Annotated in this window: 16 protein-coding genes and 1 riboswitch; of the genes, 9 read left to right on the forward strand and 7 right to left on the reverse strand. The window is 69.4% G+C overall.

What is annotated here, in order from left to right; translation table 11 throughout:
- The first annotated feature begins 11 nt into the window (after positions 1 to 11).
- A complete protein-coding gene (secY, locus tag BLQ73_RS06565; protein ID WP_093169333.1) occupies positions 12 to 1,325 on the forward strand; it encodes a preprotein translocase subunit SecY in 1,314 nt (437 codons plus the stop codon).
- Here secY and BLQ73_RS06570 read toward each other — a convergent pair.
- Both BLQ73_RS06570 and BLQ73_RS06575 read right to left on the reverse strand, forming a co-directional pair.
- Positions 1,300 to 1,983, reverse strand: coding sequence for a response regulator (locus BLQ73_RS06570; protein ID WP_093169335.1), 684 nt, complete (start codon positions 1,981 to 1,983; stop codon positions 1,300 to 1,302). The genes secY and BLQ73_RS06570 overlap by 26 nt on opposite strands.
- A gap of 35 nt (positions 1,984 to 2,018) precedes the next feature.
- Positions 2,019 to 3,062 (reverse strand): sensor histidine kinase, encoded by a 1,044-nt coding sequence (locus BLQ73_RS06575; protein ID WP_093169337.1) that lies wholly within the window; start codon positions 3,060 to 3,062, stop codon positions 2,019 to 2,021.
- A 181-nt stretch (positions 3,063 to 3,243) separates the two neighbouring features.
- Here BLQ73_RS06575 and BLQ73_RS06580 point away from each other — a divergent pair, with 181 nt between their 5' ends.
- Positions 3,244 to 4,128: an NAD(P)/FAD-dependent oxidoreductase gene (locus BLQ73_RS06580; protein WP_093169339.1), complete on the forward strand. Its 885-nt coding sequence runs from the start codon at positions 3,244 to 3,246 to the stop codon at positions 4,126 to 4,128.
- Positions 4,129 to 4,183: 55 nt separating this feature from the next.
- Here BLQ73_RS06580 and BLQ73_RS06585 read toward each other — a convergent pair whose 3' ends face one another.
- Positions 4,184 to 4,891, reverse strand: a complete 708-nt coding sequence (locus tag BLQ73_RS06585) for an alpha/beta fold hydrolase (protein WP_093169341.1) — start codon at positions 4,889 to 4,891, stop codon at positions 4,184 to 4,186.
- Positions 4,892 to 5,565: 674 nt separating this feature from the next.
- On the opposite strand from BLQ73_RS06585, the gene BLQ73_RS31020 reads away from it, so the two are divergent.
- Entirely contained in the window at positions 5,566 to 6,348 is a 783-nt protein-coding gene (locus BLQ73_RS31020) for a CHAP domain-containing protein (protein ID WP_143020159.1), read from the forward strand.
- 111 nt (positions 6,349 to 6,459) lie between these two features.
- On the opposite strand, the gene BLQ73_RS06595 is transcribed toward BLQ73_RS31020, so the two are convergent.
- From BLQ73_RS06595 to metE, 4 genes are all read right to left on the reverse strand, one after another.
- Positions 6,460 to 7,413, reverse strand: a complete 954-nt coding sequence (locus BLQ73_RS06595; RefSeq protein WP_093169343.1) for a F510_1955 family glycosylhydrolase — start codon at positions 7,411 to 7,413, stop codon at positions 6,460 to 6,462.
- Between the two features lie 207 nt (positions 7,414 to 7,620).
- The gene (cas6, locus tag BLQ73_RS06600) at positions 7,621 to 8,310 is read right to left on the reverse strand and encodes a CRISPR-associated endoribonuclease Cas6 (protein WP_093169668.1); all 690 of its coding nucleotides are present in this window, start codon (positions 8,308 to 8,310) and stop codon (positions 7,621 to 7,623) included.
- Between the two features lie 312 nt (positions 8,311 to 8,622).
- A complete protein-coding gene (locus BLQ73_RS32130) occupies positions 8,623 to 8,787 on the reverse strand; it encodes a hypothetical protein (protein WP_176955309.1) in 165 nt (54 codons plus the stop codon).
- Positions 8,788 to 9,065: 278 nt separating this feature from the next.
- Positions 9,066 to 11,324: a 5-methyltetrahydropteroyltriglutamate--homocysteine S-methyltransferase gene (gene metE, locus BLQ73_RS06605; RefSeq protein WP_245690846.1), complete on the reverse strand. Its 2,259-nt coding sequence runs from the start codon at positions 11,322 to 11,324 to the stop codon at positions 9,066 to 9,068.
- A 216-nt stretch (positions 11,325 to 11,540) separates the two neighbouring features.
- Positions 11,541 to 11,802, reverse strand: a riboswitch (cobalamin riboswitch).
- 252 nt (positions 11,803 to 12,054) lie between these two features.
- On the opposite strand from metE, the gene paaC reads away from it, so the two are divergent.
- From paaC to BLQ73_RS06640, 6 genes are all read left to right on the forward strand, one after another.
- Positions 12,055 to 12,921, forward strand: coding sequence for a 1,2-phenylacetyl-CoA epoxidase subunit PaaC (gene paaC, locus BLQ73_RS06610; protein ID WP_093169345.1), 867 nt, complete (start codon positions 12,055 to 12,057; stop codon positions 12,919 to 12,921).
- Between the two features lie 46 nt (positions 12,922 to 12,967).
- Positions 12,968 to 14,056 (forward strand): hypothetical protein, encoded by a 1,089-nt coding sequence (locus BLQ73_RS32135; RefSeq protein WP_176955310.1) that lies wholly within the window; start codon positions 12,968 to 12,970, stop codon positions 14,054 to 14,056.
- 513 nt (positions 14,057 to 14,569) lie between these two features.
- Complete coding sequence (gene kdpF, locus BLQ73_RS06625) at positions 14,570 to 14,659, forward strand: K(+)-transporting ATPase subunit F (RefSeq protein WP_093169349.1); 90 nt, start codon at positions 14,570 to 14,572, stop codon at positions 14,657 to 14,659.
- A complete protein-coding gene (gene kdpA, locus BLQ73_RS06630; RefSeq protein WP_093169351.1) occupies positions 14,659 to 16,320 on the forward strand; it encodes a potassium-transporting ATPase subunit KdpA in 1,662 nt (553 codons plus the stop codon). Before kdpF ends, kdpA begins: the two co-directional genes overlap by 1 nt.
- Before the next feature lie 2 nt (positions 16,321 to 16,322).
- Positions 16,323 to 18,464 (forward strand): potassium-transporting ATPase subunit KdpB, encoded by a 2,142-nt coding sequence (gene kdpB, locus BLQ73_RS06635; RefSeq protein ID WP_093169353.1) that lies wholly within the window; start codon positions 16,323 to 16,325, stop codon positions 18,462 to 18,464.
- Positions 18,465 to 18,466: 2 nt separating this feature from the next.
- Positions 18,467 to 19,324, forward strand: coding sequence for a potassium-transporting ATPase subunit C (locus tag BLQ73_RS06640; RefSeq protein WP_093169355.1), 858 nt, complete (start codon positions 18,467 to 18,469; stop codon positions 19,322 to 19,324).
- Positions 19,325 to 19,393: the final 69 nt, after the last annotated feature.

A 19,393-nucleotide genomic window follows, 5' to 3' on the forward strand; every position in this document is an offset into this window, starting at 1 on the left:
ACAATCAGCGCATGCCAACCGTTCTCATCCGTGCTTTCCGCGTGCCCGGCCTGCGGAAGAAAATGCTCTTCGCGCTGGCGATGCTCGCCCTGTTCAGGGTCGGTCAGATCCTCCCGGCGCCGGGCGTGGACGTGACCGCCGTGCAGCAGTGCTTGAGCGGGGCGAACGGCGGGGCCCTGGACATGCTGCAGTTGTTCAGCGGCGGCGCGATGCTGAAGCTGTCGGTGTTCGCTCTCGGGGTGATTCCGTACATCACCGCGAGCATCGTGGTGCAGTTGCTCACGGTGATCATCCCGCGTCTTGAAGCACTGAGAAAGGAAGGCGGGCAGGGACAGGCGAAGATCACGCAGTACACCCGCTATCTGACGGTCGGCCTGGCGCTGCCGCACGCGACGACGGTGGTGGCGCTGGCGCGCAACGGGCAGATCTTCCCCTCCTGCACTCGCCCGGTGCTGCACGACGACGGGGTGTGGGCGGCCACGTTGATCGTGGCGGTCATGGTGGCCGGGGCGTGCGTGACGATGTGGCTGGGTGAGCTGATCACCGATCGCGGCGTCGGCAACGGCATTTCGCTCCTGGTCTTCACTCAGGTCGTCGCCGTGTTCCCGTCGTATATGTCGAACATTTTGAAGGTCAACCCGTTCGCGCTGGTGGTGATGCTGGTCGCGGGGGTATTCCTCATGGCCGCGGTGGTGTTCATGGAGCAGGGCCAGCGGCGTGTGCCCGTGCAATATGCCAAACGGATGGTGGGACGGAGATCGTACGGCGGGAGCACCACCTACCTGCCCCTGAAAGTCAACCAGGCCGGCATCGTCCCCGTCATCTTCACGTCGTCCATGCTGATGCTGCCGAACCTGGTGGTGCAGTTCACGGGTGGCACCGGCCCGGTCGCGGAACTGGTCTCACGCTATCTCGTGTCGGGCGACCACCCCGTCTACATGACGCTGTATTTCCTGCTGATCGTGGCGTTCACGTATTTCTATGTCTCCATCACCTTCAACCCGGTGGAGGTGGCCGAGAGCATGAAGCGCAACGGAGGGTTCGTGCCGGGTATCCGCCCCGGCCGCCCCACGGCCGAATATCTGGGGTTCGTGCTTTCCCGCCTGACGGCTCCCGGCGCTCTCTATCTGGGAGTGCTCTCCTTGATTCCCATCGTCGCGTTCATTGTTCTGCGCGACCCTTCGAGCCAGCAGAATTTCCCTTTCGGCGGCGCGTCGATCCTCATCATGGTCGGTGTGGGCCTCGACACGGTGAAGCAGATCGAGGCGCAGGTGGGGCAGCGCGAATACAAGGGCTTCCTCAGGGAACCGCGAGCCCGGATCTGACGGCGAACACGACGAGTTGCGCGCGGTCGCGGGCGCCCAGTTTCACCATGGCGCGGCTCACGTGGGTGCGCACCGTGTCGGGGCTGATGACGAGTTCGGCGGCGATCTCGTCGTTGGAGCGGCCGGTGGCGACCCAGGCCACCATCTCCCGCTCCCTGGGGGTCAACGTGTCGAGCCCTTCGACGGGGGCGGTGTCGTGGCGGCCGAACAGGCCGATGACCTTCCTGGTGACCGACGGGGAGAGCAGCGCCTCGCCCGAGGCCACCACCCGGATGGCGTGGGCGAGTTCCTCAGGTGCGCTGTCCTTGAGCACGAAGCCGCCGGCTCCGGCTTGGAGGGCGGCGAACACGTAGCGGTCGGTGTCGAAGGTGGTGACGACGATGACCCGGGTCGCCTTCAGCTCCGGGTCCGCCGCGATGGCGCGCAACGTGTCTATGCCATCCAACCCCGTCATGCGTAGGTCCAACAGCAGGATGTCAGGACGGGTGGTGCGAAGCACCTCAAGGGCGGCGGAACCGTCGGCGGCCTCACCGACGAGTTCCAGGTCGGGTTCCCGGCTGATGATGGCTTTCAGCCCCATCCGGACGACGGCCTCGTCATCGGCCAGCGCCACGCGTATCGGACCCGTCGGCGCCCCGACCGGGCTCGCCGCCCCCATCAGCCCGTCTCCCCGCGTCGGCCCGTCTCCCCGCATCAGGCCGTCTCGCCCGGGAAGCGCGCGACGACGCGGAATCCGCCGCCGTCGCGGGAGCCGTACGCGAAAGCCCCTCCCGCCTTCGCCACCTGCGTGCGCATCCCGGCCAGGCCGCGGCCCTCGCCCGCGGTCGACGGTCCGCGTCCCCGGTCGGCGACCTCGACCGCGAACCCGGCGGGGTCGTAAGTGAACCGCACTGCGGCACTGGTCGGCCCCGCGTGGCGCATCACGTTCGTCAGCGACTCCCGCACGACGCGGTAGACGACCCCCTGAAGCCGGGCCGGGATGTACGGCTCCGCCGGGGCGACGTCGACCGGCAGCCCCGCCGTACGGACCCCGTCGATCAGCCGGCCCAGGTCGGTCCCGGCGTCGCCGGAATCGGCGCGTCCGTGGCCGTCGTGGCCGTCGCGGCTGCTGTGGCCGCCGCCCGGGTCGATGGCGTCGAGCGCGAGGCGCAGCCGGTCGAGCGTCTGCGTGCTGGTCGTGCGGATCGCCTCCAGCGACTCCCGTGCCTGGCGCGGGTCTTCGTCCCAGACGAGCAGCGCGAGCTTGGCCTGCATGGCGATGGCCGCCAGGCTGTGCCCGGCGGCGTCGTGCACCTCCGCGGCGATGCGCTCCCGCTCGGCGGCGATGACCTCGCCGACATCCCGAGGCGAAGCCCCGTCCCGTGAGGAAGCCCCGTCCTGAGGCGAAGCTCCGTCCCGCAGGGAAGCGCCGCCCCGAGGCGAAGCCCCGTCCCCGAGGTGAAGCGGCTCTGCGCGGAGGGGCCGGCCGTGGAAGGACTGGCCGTGGAAGGACTGGGCGCGGCCGAGGGATGGTTCGTCGAACGGCGGCGGGACGGCGTCGCCCGCGTGGAGCGGCTGGCCCGCGGCGCTGCCCGCCTGCGCGGGGCCGACGGTCGGCCATGGGATGGCGAGCCAGCCCACCCAGGCCAGCATCACGACGACCGGCACGTCACGCAGCCGCCCGAGGTCGAGCAACGCTCTGGCCGCCGCCGCGAAGGACGCGAGCGGGCGGTTGCCGTGGTGCGGGGGCTCGGTCACCGGTCTCCAGCGGGTGCGGGCGTCTCTGGCCCGATCATAACCACCGCGTACGGCTCCGCCGTCCCCCGCCGACCGCCGCCCGGGGCGGCGGGGGCGGCTGGTCGGGTTCGACGGCGGCACCCCCGCCCGAAAGGATGGGGCGGATGGTATCGCGTGGGACGAGAGGGAGTGGGAAGCGCCAGTGGAGCAGTTCGATGTCGCGATTGCGGGGGGCGGGCCGGCGGGTTTGACTGCGGCGATGACGTTGAGCCGGTCCCGTTTCAAGACGGTCGTCTTGGAGTCGCCCGCGCCTCCCCGCAACGCGATGTCCCTGGGGATGCACGGCATCGTGGGGCTCGACGGGCTGTCGCCGGCGGAATACCGCGCGCGGGCGTGGGCCGACCTCGGCGCGTACGGCATGGCCTGGCGGCGTGACGCCGAGGTGGACGACGTGGTCTCCGCCGACGGCGGCGGGTTCACTGTCGTGCCGCGCCACGGAGAGCCGGTGTGGGCGCGCCGCGTGCTGCTCGCGACCGGCATGGTCGACGATTACCCGGAGGTCGAAGGCTTCCGCGAATGCTGGGGTAAGACCGTCATCCACTGCCCGTTCTGCGGCGGCTGGGAGAACGGCGACCGTCCGTGGGGAGTGGTGGTCGCCACGGCGGAGCAGGCGAGGGTCGCCGCCGCCAAGTTCGCGCCGTGGAGCCAGGACGTCCTGCTGTTCGGCAACGGCGCGGACCCTCGGGAGCCGGGGGAGGACGACCTCCCTTTGGTCGTGGAGACCATCACCCGGCTGCACCATGCGGACGGCGACCTGCGTGCCGTCGAGCTGGCCGACGGCACGGTGGTCGAGCGGCGCACCTTGGTGTGGCGTCCTCGGCAGCGGCAGGTGCCGCTGGTCGAACGCCTCGGCCTGGTGGTCTCCGACGACGGGTTCGTCAAGACCGACGAGGCGCGGCGGACGAGCATCCCCGGCGTTTACGCGGCGGGCGACCTCACCACGGACTGGCAGACCGTGGTGACCTCGGTCCACGCGGGGTCGATGGCCGCCTACTGGATGCTCATCGACTCCCGCGACAGGTTGTGACACCAGGTCGTGACACCAGGTCGTGACACCAGGTCGTGACACCCCGAGGGGCGCGTCAAGCGAAGGCGAGGCGGTTGAGGACGTCGGCGAGTTCCCGGGGGCGCGCGGCGAAGACGCTGTGCCCGCTGTTGAGGAACGCGCGGGTGACGGTGTCGCCCAGCCTCGCCACGTAGCGGCGCTGAGCTCGCATCGGGACGATGCGGTCCTTGGTCGTGTGCACGTAGGCGAGCCGTACTCCTTGCGTGAACCTGTGCCGGACCGGTGTCGACAGCAGCGAGTAGCGCTCCGGCACCAGGCCGGCGAGGATCGTGCGCCTGGTCGCGCGTTCGAGGTCGTGGACCAGCAGGAACCTCGCCAGCCCGCGCGGGAGCACGATCTCCTTCCGGCCTGCCCGGACCAGCCCGCGGAGGCGGTTGACGGGCCGGGGGAGCGTGTCCCAATAGGTCTGCCCCTCCCGTGGCACCACGCCCGCCACCATGACGAGGTCGCGGACCCGGCCGGGGACCCGCGCCGCGATGTCGAGCACGCTGAGGCCGCCCAGGGAGTGGGCCACCACCATGGCCCGTCGATAGCCCTCGCGTCTGACCGCGTCGGCGACCGTCGCAGCCCAGCCTTCGAGCGAGACCAGTCGGTTGAGTCGCGCGCCGACCCGCCCCGGCAGGTCGACCGCGACGGCGGGGAGCCCCAGGTGGGGCAGAACAGGGTCCCAGCATGAGCTGCCATACATGGCCCCATGCACCAGCACGATTCCGTCAGCCGTCATAGCGCGCTCATCGTACGGCGATGTCGTTTGTGTCCTGATAGGAATGCTGACGACGCCTTGGTGATGTCCGTCTCGATCTGACCGTCAGGCTTAGGTTCGGCTGCGCCGTCCGGGTTGTCCGCATGCTCATTGTGGCCATGGATGACTCCGAGGGTGCGAGAGGGCCGGGTGAGGCTCCGCAGCTCATGGTAGGCAAGCCTGACCTTGTTTCCTCTCCGGCGGCGGTGCGGCACGGCGAGTCGCCCGGCCGGGCTCGCCGCTTCGGGGGCATTTTCCTGGGTTTTGTTGTTCTGTCCCGCACGCCCCGATTGGCGGTTACAGTCAATCGTTATCGGTTGGCGATCTCTCTGAGACCTCGTTGAAGACTTCGCTCGGATATGCCGCGGCTACCCCGCGTGCCCGGAAGCGACGTCGAACCAGGTTGAACGACGTTGAACGACGTTGAACGGGGTCGAAGGGGTGTCGCCGCCTGCCGGGCTCTCGCGGTACAGGGGTGAATCGCGAGGGCGGTTTCCGGGTTCTCGTTGGGGTTGGACGTTGCTGCGGCATGCCGGGAAACCGGCATGCGGCGGTCGCGCCGCTCGGCGGAGGGTGCTGTGCGCGCGGCGATGGCGGTGCGGCTTCTGCCGTACGTGCCTGCTGGTTGACGCCTGTTGAGGGAGAGCGCACAGCCGATGGATCCGATTGTGGAACGCCTGCTCGATGTCGTGCGGCCGGAGCTTGGATATCAGGAGAAAGCTGGACAGTTCACTAAATACGGTGAGTGGTACGCAGAGACCATTGATATCCACCCGAAGTATCGGAACGCCCCGTGGTGTGACATGTTCATCGCGTGGGCAGCCGAACAGGCGGGCCTTGCCGAAGTGGTCGGACAATTCGCTTGGACTCCCTCGCACGCGGTGTGGTTCCAGCAGCAGGCGGCGTGGTCCGACAGTCCCGAACCCGGTGCCGTGGTCTTCTACGACTGGGCCGGTGGAGACGCCATCAAAGGCATCGACCACGTGGGGCTCGTCGAGAAAGTGCGCGACGGCAAGATCCACACAATCGAGGCCAATGTCGACGGGGTGTGGCTCAAGCGCAAGGTCCGGGACGAGAGCAAGGTCGTCGGGTACGGCCTGCCCCGCAAGGTCCAAGAGCACCTCGACGAACTCGCGGCCACCCAGATCACCCTGCGCGGTAACGCGGACACCATGCCCGGCTACATGGAGGAGCTCGGGGTAGGAGCGGTGACGGTGGCGGCGCCCTCGCCCAACATCGGCGTGCCCATCACCCCGCAGACGGCGGCCTACGCCTCCGGGACCCTCGCCCTGCTCCTCGCGCTGATCCTCCTGGTGCGGCAGCTGCGCGGCCCCAGGCGCCCGCTTGTCGGCCGGCATCGGCGGCGCGGCCGGGGGGCGCAGGAGGCGGCGCGGGAGCCGGCGCGGGAGCCGGCGACCGTCGGCGGCGGACCCGCCTGAGCGAAGCGCGCGCCCGGGGCGCGTACACGTGGGCGTACGGCCGCGTGGGCGTACGGCCGCGCCGGGGTGGCACCGGCGCGGAGCGTACGGTCGCCCGGGGCGCGGGCCGGGTCAGTGGGACGAGTGCGAGGATGCGGACGGCTGGAAGACCACGGTGAACGTGCGGCCACCGTCCTTGGACTCGACGGCGGTGCCGTCCTCCAGGGTGGCGAGCAGGTGCTGCCTCCCCTCGGCGTTGAACGACGAGGGCGGCGCCGGGAGCCGCCCGGGGCTGGTCCAGGTGCGGCCGGCGTCCTCGCTCACGTGGACCGCCCCGTCCGGGGCGACCCCGGTGAGTGTGCCCTTGGCGGGAGAGTCGACCATCGCCAGCGCGGGTGCTCCCGCCGCGGTGGTGAAGGTGGCGCCGCCGTCCTCGCTCACGGTGAGGCCCTCGGGCGTGGTGGCGTAGACGCGGCGGGGTTCGTCGGCGTGGGCGGCGAGGTCGATCACCTTGGCCTGCGCGCCGATCTCCCAGGTGCGGCCTTCGTCCTGGCTTCGCCGTACGCGGCCGGTCTGGCTGTCGAAGGCGTAGAGCTCGGAACCGGCCGGTTGCAGGGAGTGGAAGTCGGCTTTGCCTCCCTCGGAGACGGTGGTCCAGGTGAGACCGGCGTCGGCGCTGCGGATCAGCCCGAGGTGGTGTGGTTTGCCGGCCTGGACGTCCTCGGCCGAGGGGTGCCCGCTGGCGAGGAAGGTCTTGGGGCCGATCACTGTGAAACCCATGTTGTCCTGGACGAGGTCGGCTACCCGGACGGCCTCCGTCTTCGACGTCACCTTGAACAGCCCGTAGTGTCCGGCCAGGTAGACCGAGCCGTCGCTCGGGTCGACGTCCACCGCGTGGACGTGGCCGATGCCGGGATCGGCGGCGTCCGCCGCCCCCGCCGCCCCCGCCGCCCCCGCCGTCCCCGTCGTCTGCCCGCTGGCCGCCTCTGTCGTCGGCGTCGCCCCGCCGCACGCGGCGGTGAGCAGCAGGGCCGAGGCGGCCAGCGCATAGAGAACGGGCGTGAATCGGCGATCGGTCGTGTCCATGCTCGGTCGAGATCCTCACTGCTCGTCGCGGTTGCGCCGGGGCCGAACGGCTGCGGGCCCCGATGGGCACTACAACTATGCATCATCGTAGACGCGGTCATGCACACGGGACCGACCTGCGAAACAGCCAACTACAAAGAGCCGTACGGCACAGCCCTGCCGGCCGAGCCCCCGCCCCTCGCCCGCCGCGTGGCGCCACAGGGCGGCTCAGCGCAGCCAGCCGAAGCCCTGATTGGTGGCGAGCCCGATACCGCCCTGGTGGCAGGCGTCGAGGAGGGCGGGGGCCGCGACCACGCGGAGCCGTACGGTGGCCCCGATACGCAGCGCGCCCTGCACTTCGAAGCGCCGCCGAGGGCCCGCCTCCACGATCTCCACCTCGACATCGCGGGGAAGGTCGAGGATCTCGGCCTTGTGGCGGAGGTTGTGGGCCAGGCGTTTGCCGTATTGCGGGTCGTCGGGGAGGAGGTACAGGTCGTGGTGTTTCACCAGAACGGGGGAGACGGAGGCGAACTCGGCACGGCCGGAGGAGTGGTCAGGGCCGTGCTCCAGTTGGACGCCTTTCACGCGGAGCGGCACGCGGCCCCAATGCAGTTCGTGTCGGCCGGCGAGGCCGGCGAGCATGCAGAGGGCGATCTGCGGGATGGGGGAGCCGAGCCAGAGGGAGCCGGTGTCGGAGGTCATATAGGCGCCTTTGGTCCTGCGTGTGCCGGTGAAGACCGGCGGCGAGACGCCGAGCGGGCGGGGTGGCGTGCCGCCCCATCCGTGGCTGTGGAGCTCGGCGGCGAGCTCGGCGTCCTGGCTGCGGATGAGATCGTGGACCACCGCTCTGGCGGGTCCGTGGACATCCGGCCACTCCATCCGGGCGTGGCCCGCCGCGACATCGACGCGGAACCGCATGATCAACTCCCGTTAATGACCTCCACCTCGTGAAGGCAACACATATCAGTTGTGCCAACGGGTTGGAGATGGTTCGGGAAATTCGCAGAAAAGTTATCTGTCGCGCCTGCGGTGACGTCGTGTTTACGTTCCCGGGAGGCATCGGGAAGGGCGGCGATTTTTAGCCGTTAACGTGCCTTCTCGGATGTGTTTGTCCATGTTATTGGGGGGAGGGGGTGGTCGTTGACGGCGTTCAGCCTGGATAAGGGATAAATCCTGGCGCTGGACATTGCACTGGAGCGATGTCGCAGGATTTCGCGAACCGCCCTGCGGTCACCGTCCGCCGAGTGACGGTATCGGTGGTGGTGACGTGGTATCCGTGGTGTCGGACTGAGAAAGCTGGCTCAAGGTGAACACCGCCGCCGCCAAGGCGACGACGACGGCGCCGGTGGTGAAGACGCGGCGGCCGGTCCAAGGGGTGCGGGGGTCCTGGTTCACGGTGTCCTTTCAGGGCGTAGGCCTGGTCGGGCCCCTCAAGGATCTCCGGAAGTCGCGAAAAGTAAGTGCATGTGTGCGGCGCGTCGTCGATCTGGCCGTGAGAATCCCTACGTCCTGGCCGTGAGAATCCCGACATCGCGAACGGCCCGCGCCCCGTCTGGGACGCGGCACGGGCCTGCCGCGGTCACCGGCCGAACCTGCCGAACCGCCGGCTCACCTCACCCCGTCACGCTCCGTCGCGTCCCGTCACGGTCACATCCCGTCATGGTCGCGTCCCGTCACGGGGTCAGCGAGGCCCGTACGCGCCGAGCCGCCTCCATCATGTTCGCGAGGCTCGCCGTGACCTCCTCGTAGCCGCGGGTCTTGAGCCCGCAGTCCGGATTGACCCACAGCAGCGCCGGGTCCACCGTCGTCACCGCCTTGCGCAGCGCCCGCTCCACCTCCTCGACCGTCGGGACACGCGGCGAGTGGATGTCGTACACCCCCGGCCCGATCCCGCGCCGGTAGCCCGCCTCGCGCAGATCGTCCAGCAGCTCCAGGTGCGACCGGGCCGCCTCGACGCTGGTGACGTCGGCGTCCAGGTCGCCGATGGCTCCGATGATCTCGCCGAACTCCGAGTAGCACATGTGCGTGTGGATCTGCGTGGTGTCGGCGGCGCCCCCGGTCGCCAGGCGGAACGCCCCCACGGCCCAGGCCAGGTAGGCGTCGCGGTCGGCGGCCCGCAGCGGCAGCAGCTCGCGCAGGGCCGGCTCGTCGACCTGGATGACGCGGATGCCCGCGGCCTCCAGGTCGGCGACCTCGTCGCGCAGCGCCAGCGCCACCTGCCGGGCGGTGGCGGCGAGCGGCTGGTCATCGCGGACGAACGACCAGGCCAGCATCGTCACCGGGCCGGTCAGCATGCCCTTGACGGGCTTGCCGGTGAGGGACTGCGCGTAGGTCGCCCACCGCAGTGTCATCGGCTCGGGCCGCGACACGTCACCGAACAGGATCGGCGGGCGGACGCAGCGGGAGCCGTACGACTGCACCCAGCCGAACTCGGTCGCCGCGAACCCGTCGAGCAGCTCGGCGAAGTATTGCACCATGTCATTGCGCTCGGGTTCGCCGTGGACGAGCACGTCCAGGCCGAGCTCCTCCTGCAGCGCGATGACCCGGTCGATCTCCCCGCGGTTCAGCTTCTCGTAGGCCGCCTCGTCGATCGCGCCGCTGCGCAGGTCGGCGCGGGCCCGCCGCACCTCCGGCGTCTGCGGGAAGGACCCGATCGTCGTGCCGGCCAGCGGCGGCAGCCCGAGCGAGGAGGCCTGCAGGGCCAGCCGTTCAGCGTGCGGGGAGCGCGTCGCGCCGTCGCCGAGCTCGGCCAGCCGCGCCCGCACCTGCTCGTTGACCCCCGGGGCCGGTACGGCACGGGCCCCCGCGACCACCTGATGCCCCTCCCGCAGGGCCCGCCCGAGCAGGACCACCTCGGCGACCTTCTCCTTGGCGAAGGCCAGCCTGTCGCGCAGCCCCTCGTCCAGCCCCGTTTCCAGGGAGAGGTCGATCGGCACGTGCAGGAGGGAGCACGACGTGCTCACCACCAGGTTGTCGGTCAGGCCCAGCAGCGACACCAGCGTGGACAGGGCGCCCGGGATGTCGGTGCGCCACACGTTGCGCCCGTCGACGATACCCGCGACCAGTGTCTTGTGCCGGAGCCCGCCCACGGAGGCCAGGGTCCGCAGGTTGCCCGGACCGGCCACGAAGTCGAGGGCGATCGACTCCACCGCGCTGTCGGCGAGGATCGGCAGGGCCTCGCCAATCTCCCCGAAGTAGGTCGCGACCAGGAGCCGCGGCCTGGCCGTCAGCCCGCCGAGGGTGTGGTAGGCGCGGCGCAGCGCGGCGAGTTCGTCCGCCGACCGGTCCGCGGCGAGCGCCGGCTCGTCGAACTGGACCTCGGTGACCCCGGCCCCGGCGAGCCGTTCGAGCAGTTCGGCGTAGACGTCGAGCAGGTCGGGCAGCAGGTCCAGGGTGGAGAAGTCCGGCTGCGTGGACTTGGCCAGCAGCAGGTAGGACAGCGGGCCCACCAGCACGGGCCGCGTCTCCATGCCGAGGGCTCGTGCCTCGCGGTATTCGGCCAGGGGCTTGTCGAAGGAGAGCTGGAACCGGGTCTCCGGCCCCAGCTCGGGCACCAGGTAGTGGTAGTTGGTGTCGAACCACTTGGTCATCTCCAGCGGCGGCACGCCGTCGGCGCCGCGGGCCATCGCGAAGTAGCGGTCGAGCCCGGTGAATCCCCAGAAGCGCGCGGGGACCGCGCCCAGGAGGATGGTGGTGTCGAGCACCTGGTCGTAGAGCGAGAACGTGTTCGACGGCACTCTGTCCAGGCCGGCCTGCGCCAGCTCGCGCCAGACCCCGGCGCGCAGGGACGCCGCCGTCTCCTCCAGCCGGTCGGCGTCGATCCTGCCCGCCCAGTAGTCCTCCGTCGCGCGCTTGAGCTCGCGGCGCGGGCCGATGCGGGGATAGCCCAGGATGGTGGTGGTGACGCCGTTCATGGCGTTCATGGCGTGCATGGCGGTCCTTCCCTCGTGTCATGCCATGGGGGGCTTCGGCCGCACAGGAGGCACCGCGCGTGGACACCGTGAGGGAGGGGAGGACGCCCTGGCCGTCTCCGCCGCACGCGGAGCGGCCGGCGACGGCGGCCGACTCGGCGGCCATTTCCCCGGCAAAGCACGGCTACGCCCGGTCACAGGTCCTCCCACGAGACCACGAGACCCACCGCGCGCCGGTCGGCGCGCGGGCGGCGGGCAGGTCTTCGGACTCGCGGGCATGTCGCGCTCCCCGGGGTGGGGGAGGCGGTCTCCTAATGGCCGTCGCTTCCCGGACGGCGAGGTCCAGTGCTGTTGACGGCGGTCGTTCCCGCTCACCGCTGCGGGGCAGTCCCGGAATTGGCGAGCCCGCCACCGAGATGGACGGGGGTGCCGCACCGGGTTCCCTCTTACGACGCCATGGGCGCGAGGCACATGGCGAACCAGCCGCATGGGCAGCATATACGGAGGGGCGAGGTGGGCCCCGGCCGTACCGAGGTTCGAGACGGCCCTGGATCGCGGCGGAACCGGATCGGAATGGAGCGGGAGCTGGACGAGGCACAGGTCGGGGTGGAGCGGGGAGCGGGACGGGTCTGGAAGGAGGCCCGGAAGATCAGGTCGTGGTCGGCGGACCCATCAGGAGGGTTCCCGAGGGATACTGGAAATGGGCCCTGGTGGTTCTGCGAGACACCTCTTGCGGGAGGAGCGATCGACCATGCCGTCTGACAGCGCCTATGGCGCCGTCGCCGGGTCGGGCGACGACCAGTGGGCGTTCGACACCCGATTCGGCGACATCTTCCAGGGTGTCGACACCACGCTGCCCTCGGGTGTGGAAGGCGCCGATCTCGCCGCGTACTGCCTGATGCTGGGGGACGACGCGCTGATCATGTCCAACCGCCTCCAGCAGTGGTGCACGCGCGCCCCCGAGCTGGAAGACGAAGTCGCGATCGCCCACATCGCCCTCGATCTGCTGGGCCAGGCGCGGATGCTGCTGTCCCGGGCGGGGCAGGCCGACGGGACCGGGCACAACGAAGATCACTTCGCCTACTTCCGGGAGGAGCACGAGTTCCGCAACGTGCGGCTCGTCGAGGTCGCGAGCGCCGACTTCAGCGAGCTCATGGCGAGGCTCCTCGTCTTCTCCGCGTGGCGGCTCGCCCTCTTCCACCGCCTCACGGTCTCCCTCGACCCCGTCCTCGCCGCTCTCGCCGAGCGCGGCCTCACGGAGCTGGCCTACCACCGCGCCTATTCCGCCGGGTGGATCGTACGGCTCGGCGACGGCACCTCCTACGCCCGAGCCCGTGCCCAGACCGCGCTCGAATCGGTCTGGCCCCTGGTCGACGAGCTGTTCACCACGCACGACGCCGAGCGTGTGGCCGCCGACAACGGCACCGGGGTCGACCCGGTCAGTGTGCGTGACGAATTCGACCTGGTCATCGGTCAGATTCTGCGCACCGCCACCCTCGCGGTGCCGGTCGTGGTCAGCCTCGCCGGCATCGGCGGCAGATACGGTGTCCATACCAAGGACATGGGTCCTCTTCTCGCCGACTTCCAAAGTGTCGCCCGCACGGAATCCTCGTGGTAAACCCAAATTCGGGGAAATTGTCGTAGGCATATGCGACCTTGTGCGCATGACCTGGTTTGTGTATCGCAGTCATTACGAAGGGCCGCTGAGCAAGCGCGTTCGCCGACTGCCCGACGCCACGGCGCTGGACTGGTTCCGCCGCGGCTTCGAGGTCGCGGGTGATGCGCTCGCCGATATCGAAACCTGGGTCTCCGCCGAACTCGGCGGAGATGTCCACGGGCTTTCCTCGGTTTTCGTCGCCGCCCGCGAGCACCGGCTGCCGCCGCCCGCGGATTGGGACGGACTGCGGGAGGTGCTGCAGGCGCATCTCCGCGTCGACGGTGAGGTGCGGGTCGAGCCGTCGTTCGTCCGGGCTCTCACCGACGACGACGAGATCCAATTGGCCTATTACTTTTGCGATGACTCCTTCGTGGGGGCGCATCCGGACCTGCTGGCCTTTCATTTGTGGGAGGGGTGGCGGCTTCCCGACGTGCCGCTTTCCATCAGGAAAGAGGTGTCGCTTCCGGCGCAGCTGTCGCAGCTTCTCCAGGAGTTTCAATCGTCCCGCGGGGAAACCCTTTTCACCCCACTTGACCAGATTGAGGAGTTGTCGTTCGCGCGAGCGGGCGGAGAGGGCACGACATATGCGCTTTTGCTGACGTTCGCGGATGGCGCCAGCCGCGGACGCGTCGGCCCCGTGGCCATCCCGGGGACCCGGCTGCCCGATCTCGCCGCCCGGCTGCGCGAACCCGTCGGCCCCGACGCGTGGCCGTCCGAGCTGCTCATCCTCCGCGCCCTGGTCGCCCCGGGGGAGCGCGATCTCACGTCGGCGCTCGGCCGCTGCAACCTCTGGCCCTCCTTCACCGAGTGGCCCGTGCCCGTCGACCTGGCCGGCGACCACGCGGTCGCCCACGAGGACGCCATGAGACACATCCGGTTCCGCGGACCGGAGGAGGGGCGCGACCCGGGCAAGACCCTGATCCACACCGCCGCGCACACCGCCCAGATGTCGATCCACCTCAGCGGCTTCTTCGGCTACCAGCAGTGGATCCTCTTCGACGACGTCTGGGCCCGGGCCTACGAGTCGCTGGCCCGCTCCCTGCTGCGCTTCGCCTCCTCAGACCCCGTGGCGCCCGCGGGGCGCCTCCCCGGCTAGGTCGTGATCTCCCCGGCCGGGGCCGGGAGGCCGCCGCCAGGCCGCCGGCGGGGCGGGGTTCGCGGGCCAGGGCCGTACGGACCACCGGGTCGGTCGCGTGTAGGAAGGCCAGGCGCCGTACCGCGTGCGCCGGACCGTCCATCGAGCCGCCCGATCGTGAGGTGATTCCGGATTCCGTTCCGGACATGAACCTGAACGCGAGAATTTTTCTGGTCGCGCCGGGCAGCATCTGATGGGGCTGACCGGGGGGTCAGGCGGGGGGTGTGGACTGGGGCAATAGTGCAGAAGTAGGGGGGATGTAGGGAATACGTAAACGCTTGCTCCCGAGGCGTATGGAACCCGTCAAGAAGCGGAGAAGAGCGAAATTTTTCCGCTTTGCTGCTTTCAGAGTCGCCCATAGGTGGGCGGCCGGGATGTGCCTAGAGGAGTGGAGATGGCCGATGTCATCTTCGTCGTCCTGACGATCGCGCTGTTCGCGATCCTCGGGATCGTCGTGAGGGCGGTAGAGCGCCTGTGAGTGCCGTCAATCTCGCCGGCCTTGTGGTGGCCGCCGGCCTGGTGATCTTTATGATCGCGGCCCTGCTTTTCCCGGAGCGCTTCTGATGAATCCCACCCTCGCGGGGATCCTATTCATCGGAGCCCTCATACTCGCGCTCGCGCTGGTGCACAGACCCCTGGGCGATTACATGTACCGCGTGTACACGAGCCCCCGGCACCTCGGCGTGGAACGTTTGATGTACCGCCTCCTCGGCGTCCAGCCGGACACCGAGCAGAAATGGAGCGTCTACGCCCGCGGAGTGCTCGCCTTCTCGGCGGTGTCGCTCCTGGTCCTGTACGGCTTACAGCGCCTCCAGGACAAGCTCTTCCTATCCGTCGGCATGGAGCCGGTCACCGACCACATCGCCTGGAACACCGCGGTCAGCTTCGTCACCAACACCAACTGGCAGGCGTACTCCGGCGAGTCCACGATGGGCTACCTGGTCCAGATGTCGGGCCTGGCCGTACAGAACTTCGTGTCCGCGGCGGTCGGCATGGCCGTGGCTATGGCGCTGGTGCGCGGATTCGCGCGCAAGTCGACCGACCAGCTCGGCAACTTCTGGGTCGACCTGGTGCGCGGCACGCTGCGCATCCTGGTGCCCATCGCCTTCGTCGGCGCGATCGTCCTGGTGTCCGGCGGCCTGATCCAGAACTTCGCCGACCCGCACACCGTGAACACCCTGGCAGGCGCCCAGCAGACCATCACCGGCGGGCCCGTCGCGAGCCAGGAGGTCATCAAGGAACTCGGCACCAACGGCGGCGGCTTCTACAACGCCAACTCCGCGCACCCGTTCGAGAACGCCACGAGCTGGACCAACTGGGTCGAGATCTTCCTCATCCTGCTGATCCCGTTCGCCATGCCGCGCACCTTCGGGAAGGTCGTTGGCGATGTCCGCCAGGGCTACGCGATCGTCGCCGTCATGGGCACCCTCGCCCTCCTCAGCGTCGTGCTCACCAACACGTTCGAGCTCGCGCACAACGGCACCGTGCCGCAGGCGGTCGGAGCCGCGATGGAGGGCAAGGAGGCGCGGTTCGGCATCATGAACTCCGCCACCTTCGGCGCGGCGACCACGCTGACCTCCACCGGAGCGGTGAACTCCTTCCACGACTCCTACACCGCCCTCGGCGGCATGATGACGATGTTCAACATGATGCTGGGCGAGGTCGCGCCCGGCGGTGTGGGCGCGGGGCTGTACGGCATGCTCATGCTGGCCGTCATCACGGTCTTCGTGGCCGGACTCATGGTGGGCCGCACCCCCGAATACCTCGGGAAGAAGATCGGCTCCCGCGAGATCAAGTTCGCTGCCCTCTACTTCCTGACGACCCCCATCCTGGTGCTCGTCGGCACCGCCCTCGCGATGGCCTCTCCCGAACATCGGGCGAGCATGCTGAACACCGGGCCGCACGGCCTGTCCGAAGTGCTCTACGCCTTCACCTCGGCCTCCAACAACAACGGATCGGCGTTCGGCGGCCTCACTGTCAACACGCCCTGGTACGACGTCGCCCTCGGCCTGGCGATGCTGTTCGGCCGCTTCCTGCCGATCATCTTCGTCCTCGGCCTCGCCGGATCCCTGGCCAGGCAGTCGCCCGTGCCCGCCTCGGCCGGCACGCTGCCCACCCACCGGCCGCAGTTCGTCGGCATGGTCGTCGGCGTCACGGTGATCCTCGTCGCCCTCACGTTCCTCCCCGCCCTGGCGCTCGGGCCGCTCGCAGAAGGACTCCAGTAGACATGGCCACCCACGTGCTCCCCACGCAGAACGCCCCGGGGCCGCAACCTCCAGGCAAAGTGGGCGCCGGGCTGCTCGACCCCAAGCAACTGGTCAGGTCGCTGCCCGACGCCTTCCGCAAGCTGAACCCGGCGACGCTCTGGCGCAACCCGGTGATGTTCATCGTCGAGATCGGCGCCGTCTTCACCACGGTGCTCGCCATCATGGACCCCTCCTTCTTCGCCTGGGCGATCGTCGTCTGGCTCTGGCTGACCGCCCTGTTCGCCAACCTCGCCGAAGCCGTGGCCGAAGGCCGCGGCAAGGCCCAGGCCGCGACACTGCGGGCGGCCAAGCGCGACACGAACGCGCGGCGGTTGAAGGACTGGACGGCAGGACGCCGGGAACTCGCCTGGGACACGGTCGGCGCCACCGACCTGAAGCAGGGCGACCACGTCGTCGTCGAGGCCGGAGAGATCATCCCCGGCGACGGCGACGTGGTGGACGGCATCGCCAGCGTGGACGAGTCGGCCATCACCGGCGAGTCCGCGCCTGTGATCCGCGAATCCGGCGGCGACCGGTCGGCGGTGACCGGAGGCACCAAAGTGCTCTCCGACCGGATCATCGTCAAAATCACCCAGAAGCCCGGCGAGAGCTTCATCGACCGCATGATCGCGCTCGTGGAAGGCGCGAGTCGGCAGAAGACCCCCAACGAGATCGCCCTGAACATCCTGCTGGCCGCGCTCACGATCATCTTCCTGATCGCGACCGTCACCATGCAGCCGCTGGCGATCTACTCCAAGGCGCAGAACCCCGGCGTGCCGGACTCCCTCGCCCTCACCGCCGACGGCGTGACCGGCATCGTGCTGGTGTCGCTGCTGGTCTGCCTCATCCCCACCACGATCGGCGCACTGCTGTCGGCCATCGGCATCGCCGGCATGGACCGCCTGGTCCAGCGCAACGTACTCGCCATGAGCGGACGCGCGGTCGAGGCCGCCGGCGACGTCAGCACCCTGCTCCTGGACAAGACCGGCACCATCACCCTCGGCAACCGCCAGGCGTCGGAGTTCCACCCCGTCGAGGGTGTTTCCGCCGACGACCTCGCCGCCGCCGCCCAGCTCTCCAGCCTCGCCGACGAGACCCCCGAGGGCCGCTCCATCGTGGTCTACGCCAAACAGGCGTACGGCTTGCGCGAACGCCAGCCCGGCGAGCTCGCCCACGCCACCTGGGTCCCGTTCACCGCCCAGACCCGCATGAGCGGCGTCGACGTCGACGGCCGCCAGATCCGCAAGGGCGCCGCGGCGGCCGTCATGAAGTGGATCAGGGACGCCGGCGGCCACCCCAGCGACGAGGTCGGCCACATCGTGGACGGCATCTCGGCCGCGGGCGGCACCCCGCTCGTCGTGGGGGAGATCTCCGAGGGGCAGGCCCACGTGCTGGGCGTCGTCCACCTCAAAGACGTCGTCAAACAGGGCATGCGCGAGCGGTTCGACGAGATGCGCCGCATGGGCATCAAAACCGTCATGATCACCGGTGACAACCCGCTCACCGCCCGGGCCATCGCCGAAGAGGCGGGCGTCGACGACTTCCTCGCCGAGGCCACACCCGAGGACAAGCTCGCCCTGATCAAAAAGGAGCAGGAGGGCGGCCGCCTCGTCGCCATGACCGGAGACGGCACCAACGACGCGCCGGCGCTCGCACAGGCCGACGTCGGCGTGGCCATGAACACCGGAACGTCCGCCGCCAAAGAGGCCGGCAACATGGTCGACCTCGACTCCAACCCCACCAAGCTCATCGAGATCGTCGAGATCGGCAAGCAGCTCCTCATCACCCGAGGCGCGCTGACCACCTTCTCCATCGCCAACGACATCGCCAAATACTTCGCGATCATCCCGGCCATGTTCGCCGCGGTCTACCCCGGCCTCGACACGCTCAACATCATGCGCCTGTCGAGTCCCCAATCGGCGATCCTGTCGGCCGTCATCTTCAACGCGCTGGTCATCATCGCCCTGATCCCGCTCGCTCTACGCGGTGTCCGATACCGACCGGAAAGCGCGGAGAAGTTGCTGAGCCGCAACCTCTACATGTACGGGCTGGGTGGCATCATCGCCCCGTTCGTCGGGATCAAGGTCATCGATCTACTCATTCAGTTCCTTCCGGGGATGTAGTCATGGAACGTCTGCCAAGCTGGGTCCGTCAGCACCTCGCCGCGCTCCGCGCCCTGCTCGTGCTCACCCTGCTCACCGGGGCGATCTATCCGCTCCTGGTCACCGGGGTCGCCCAGGCGCTGTTCAACGGCAAGGCCAACGGCTCGATCATCGAAAAAGACGGCAAGCCGGTCGGCAGCTCGCTCATCGGCCAGTCCTTCACCGACGCCGACGGCAAGCCGATCGCCCGATACTTCCAGAGTCGGCCCTCGGCCGCCGGCGACGGCTACGACCCCACCTCCACCAGCGCCAGCAACCTCGGCCCCGAGGACATCATCGACACACTGCCGGTGCCGGGCGCCAAAGACGACGAAGGCAATCCCGACGAGGGTACGCAGTCCCTGCTCACCCAGGTCTGCACACGCAGCAAGGCCGTCGGCGAACTGGAAGGCGTCAGCGGGGCCAGGCCGTACTGCACCGCCGACGGTGTCGGCGCGGTCCTCAAAGTGTTCCCCGACCGCGCCGTCAGCGTGAACCAGGCCTGCCCGGCCACCCCCTTCACCCCCACCTACAAGGGGCTGCCGGTCGAATGCGGGAAACCCGGCGAAGACTACGCCGCCGGCCGCACCGTGCCCATCCGGGGCAACGCCCGAGCCGTCGTCCCCGCTGACGCCGTCACCGCCAGCGGCAGCGGCCTCGACCCCCACATCTCCGTCGCCTACGCCGAACTCCAGGCCCCCCGCATCGCCCGCGAACGCGGCCTCCCCATCGACCGCATCCGCAACCTGATCAACACCAACACCACCCCCCGCGCCCTCGGCTTCATGGGCGAACCCGCCGTCAACGTCCTCCAACTCAACCTGGCCCTCGACAAGGCGTAACGGCATGCCAACCTTCCTCATCAAAACCCAGCCAAGCTCCACCACCCACCAAACCGGGGGGCCAAGCTC

It is taken from the genome of Sinosporangium album (genome assembly GCF_900100605.1).
In the GTDB taxonomy this organism is placed as follows: Bacteria; Actinomycetota; Actinomycetes; order Streptosporangiales; family Streptosporangiaceae; genus Sinosporangium; species Sinosporangium album.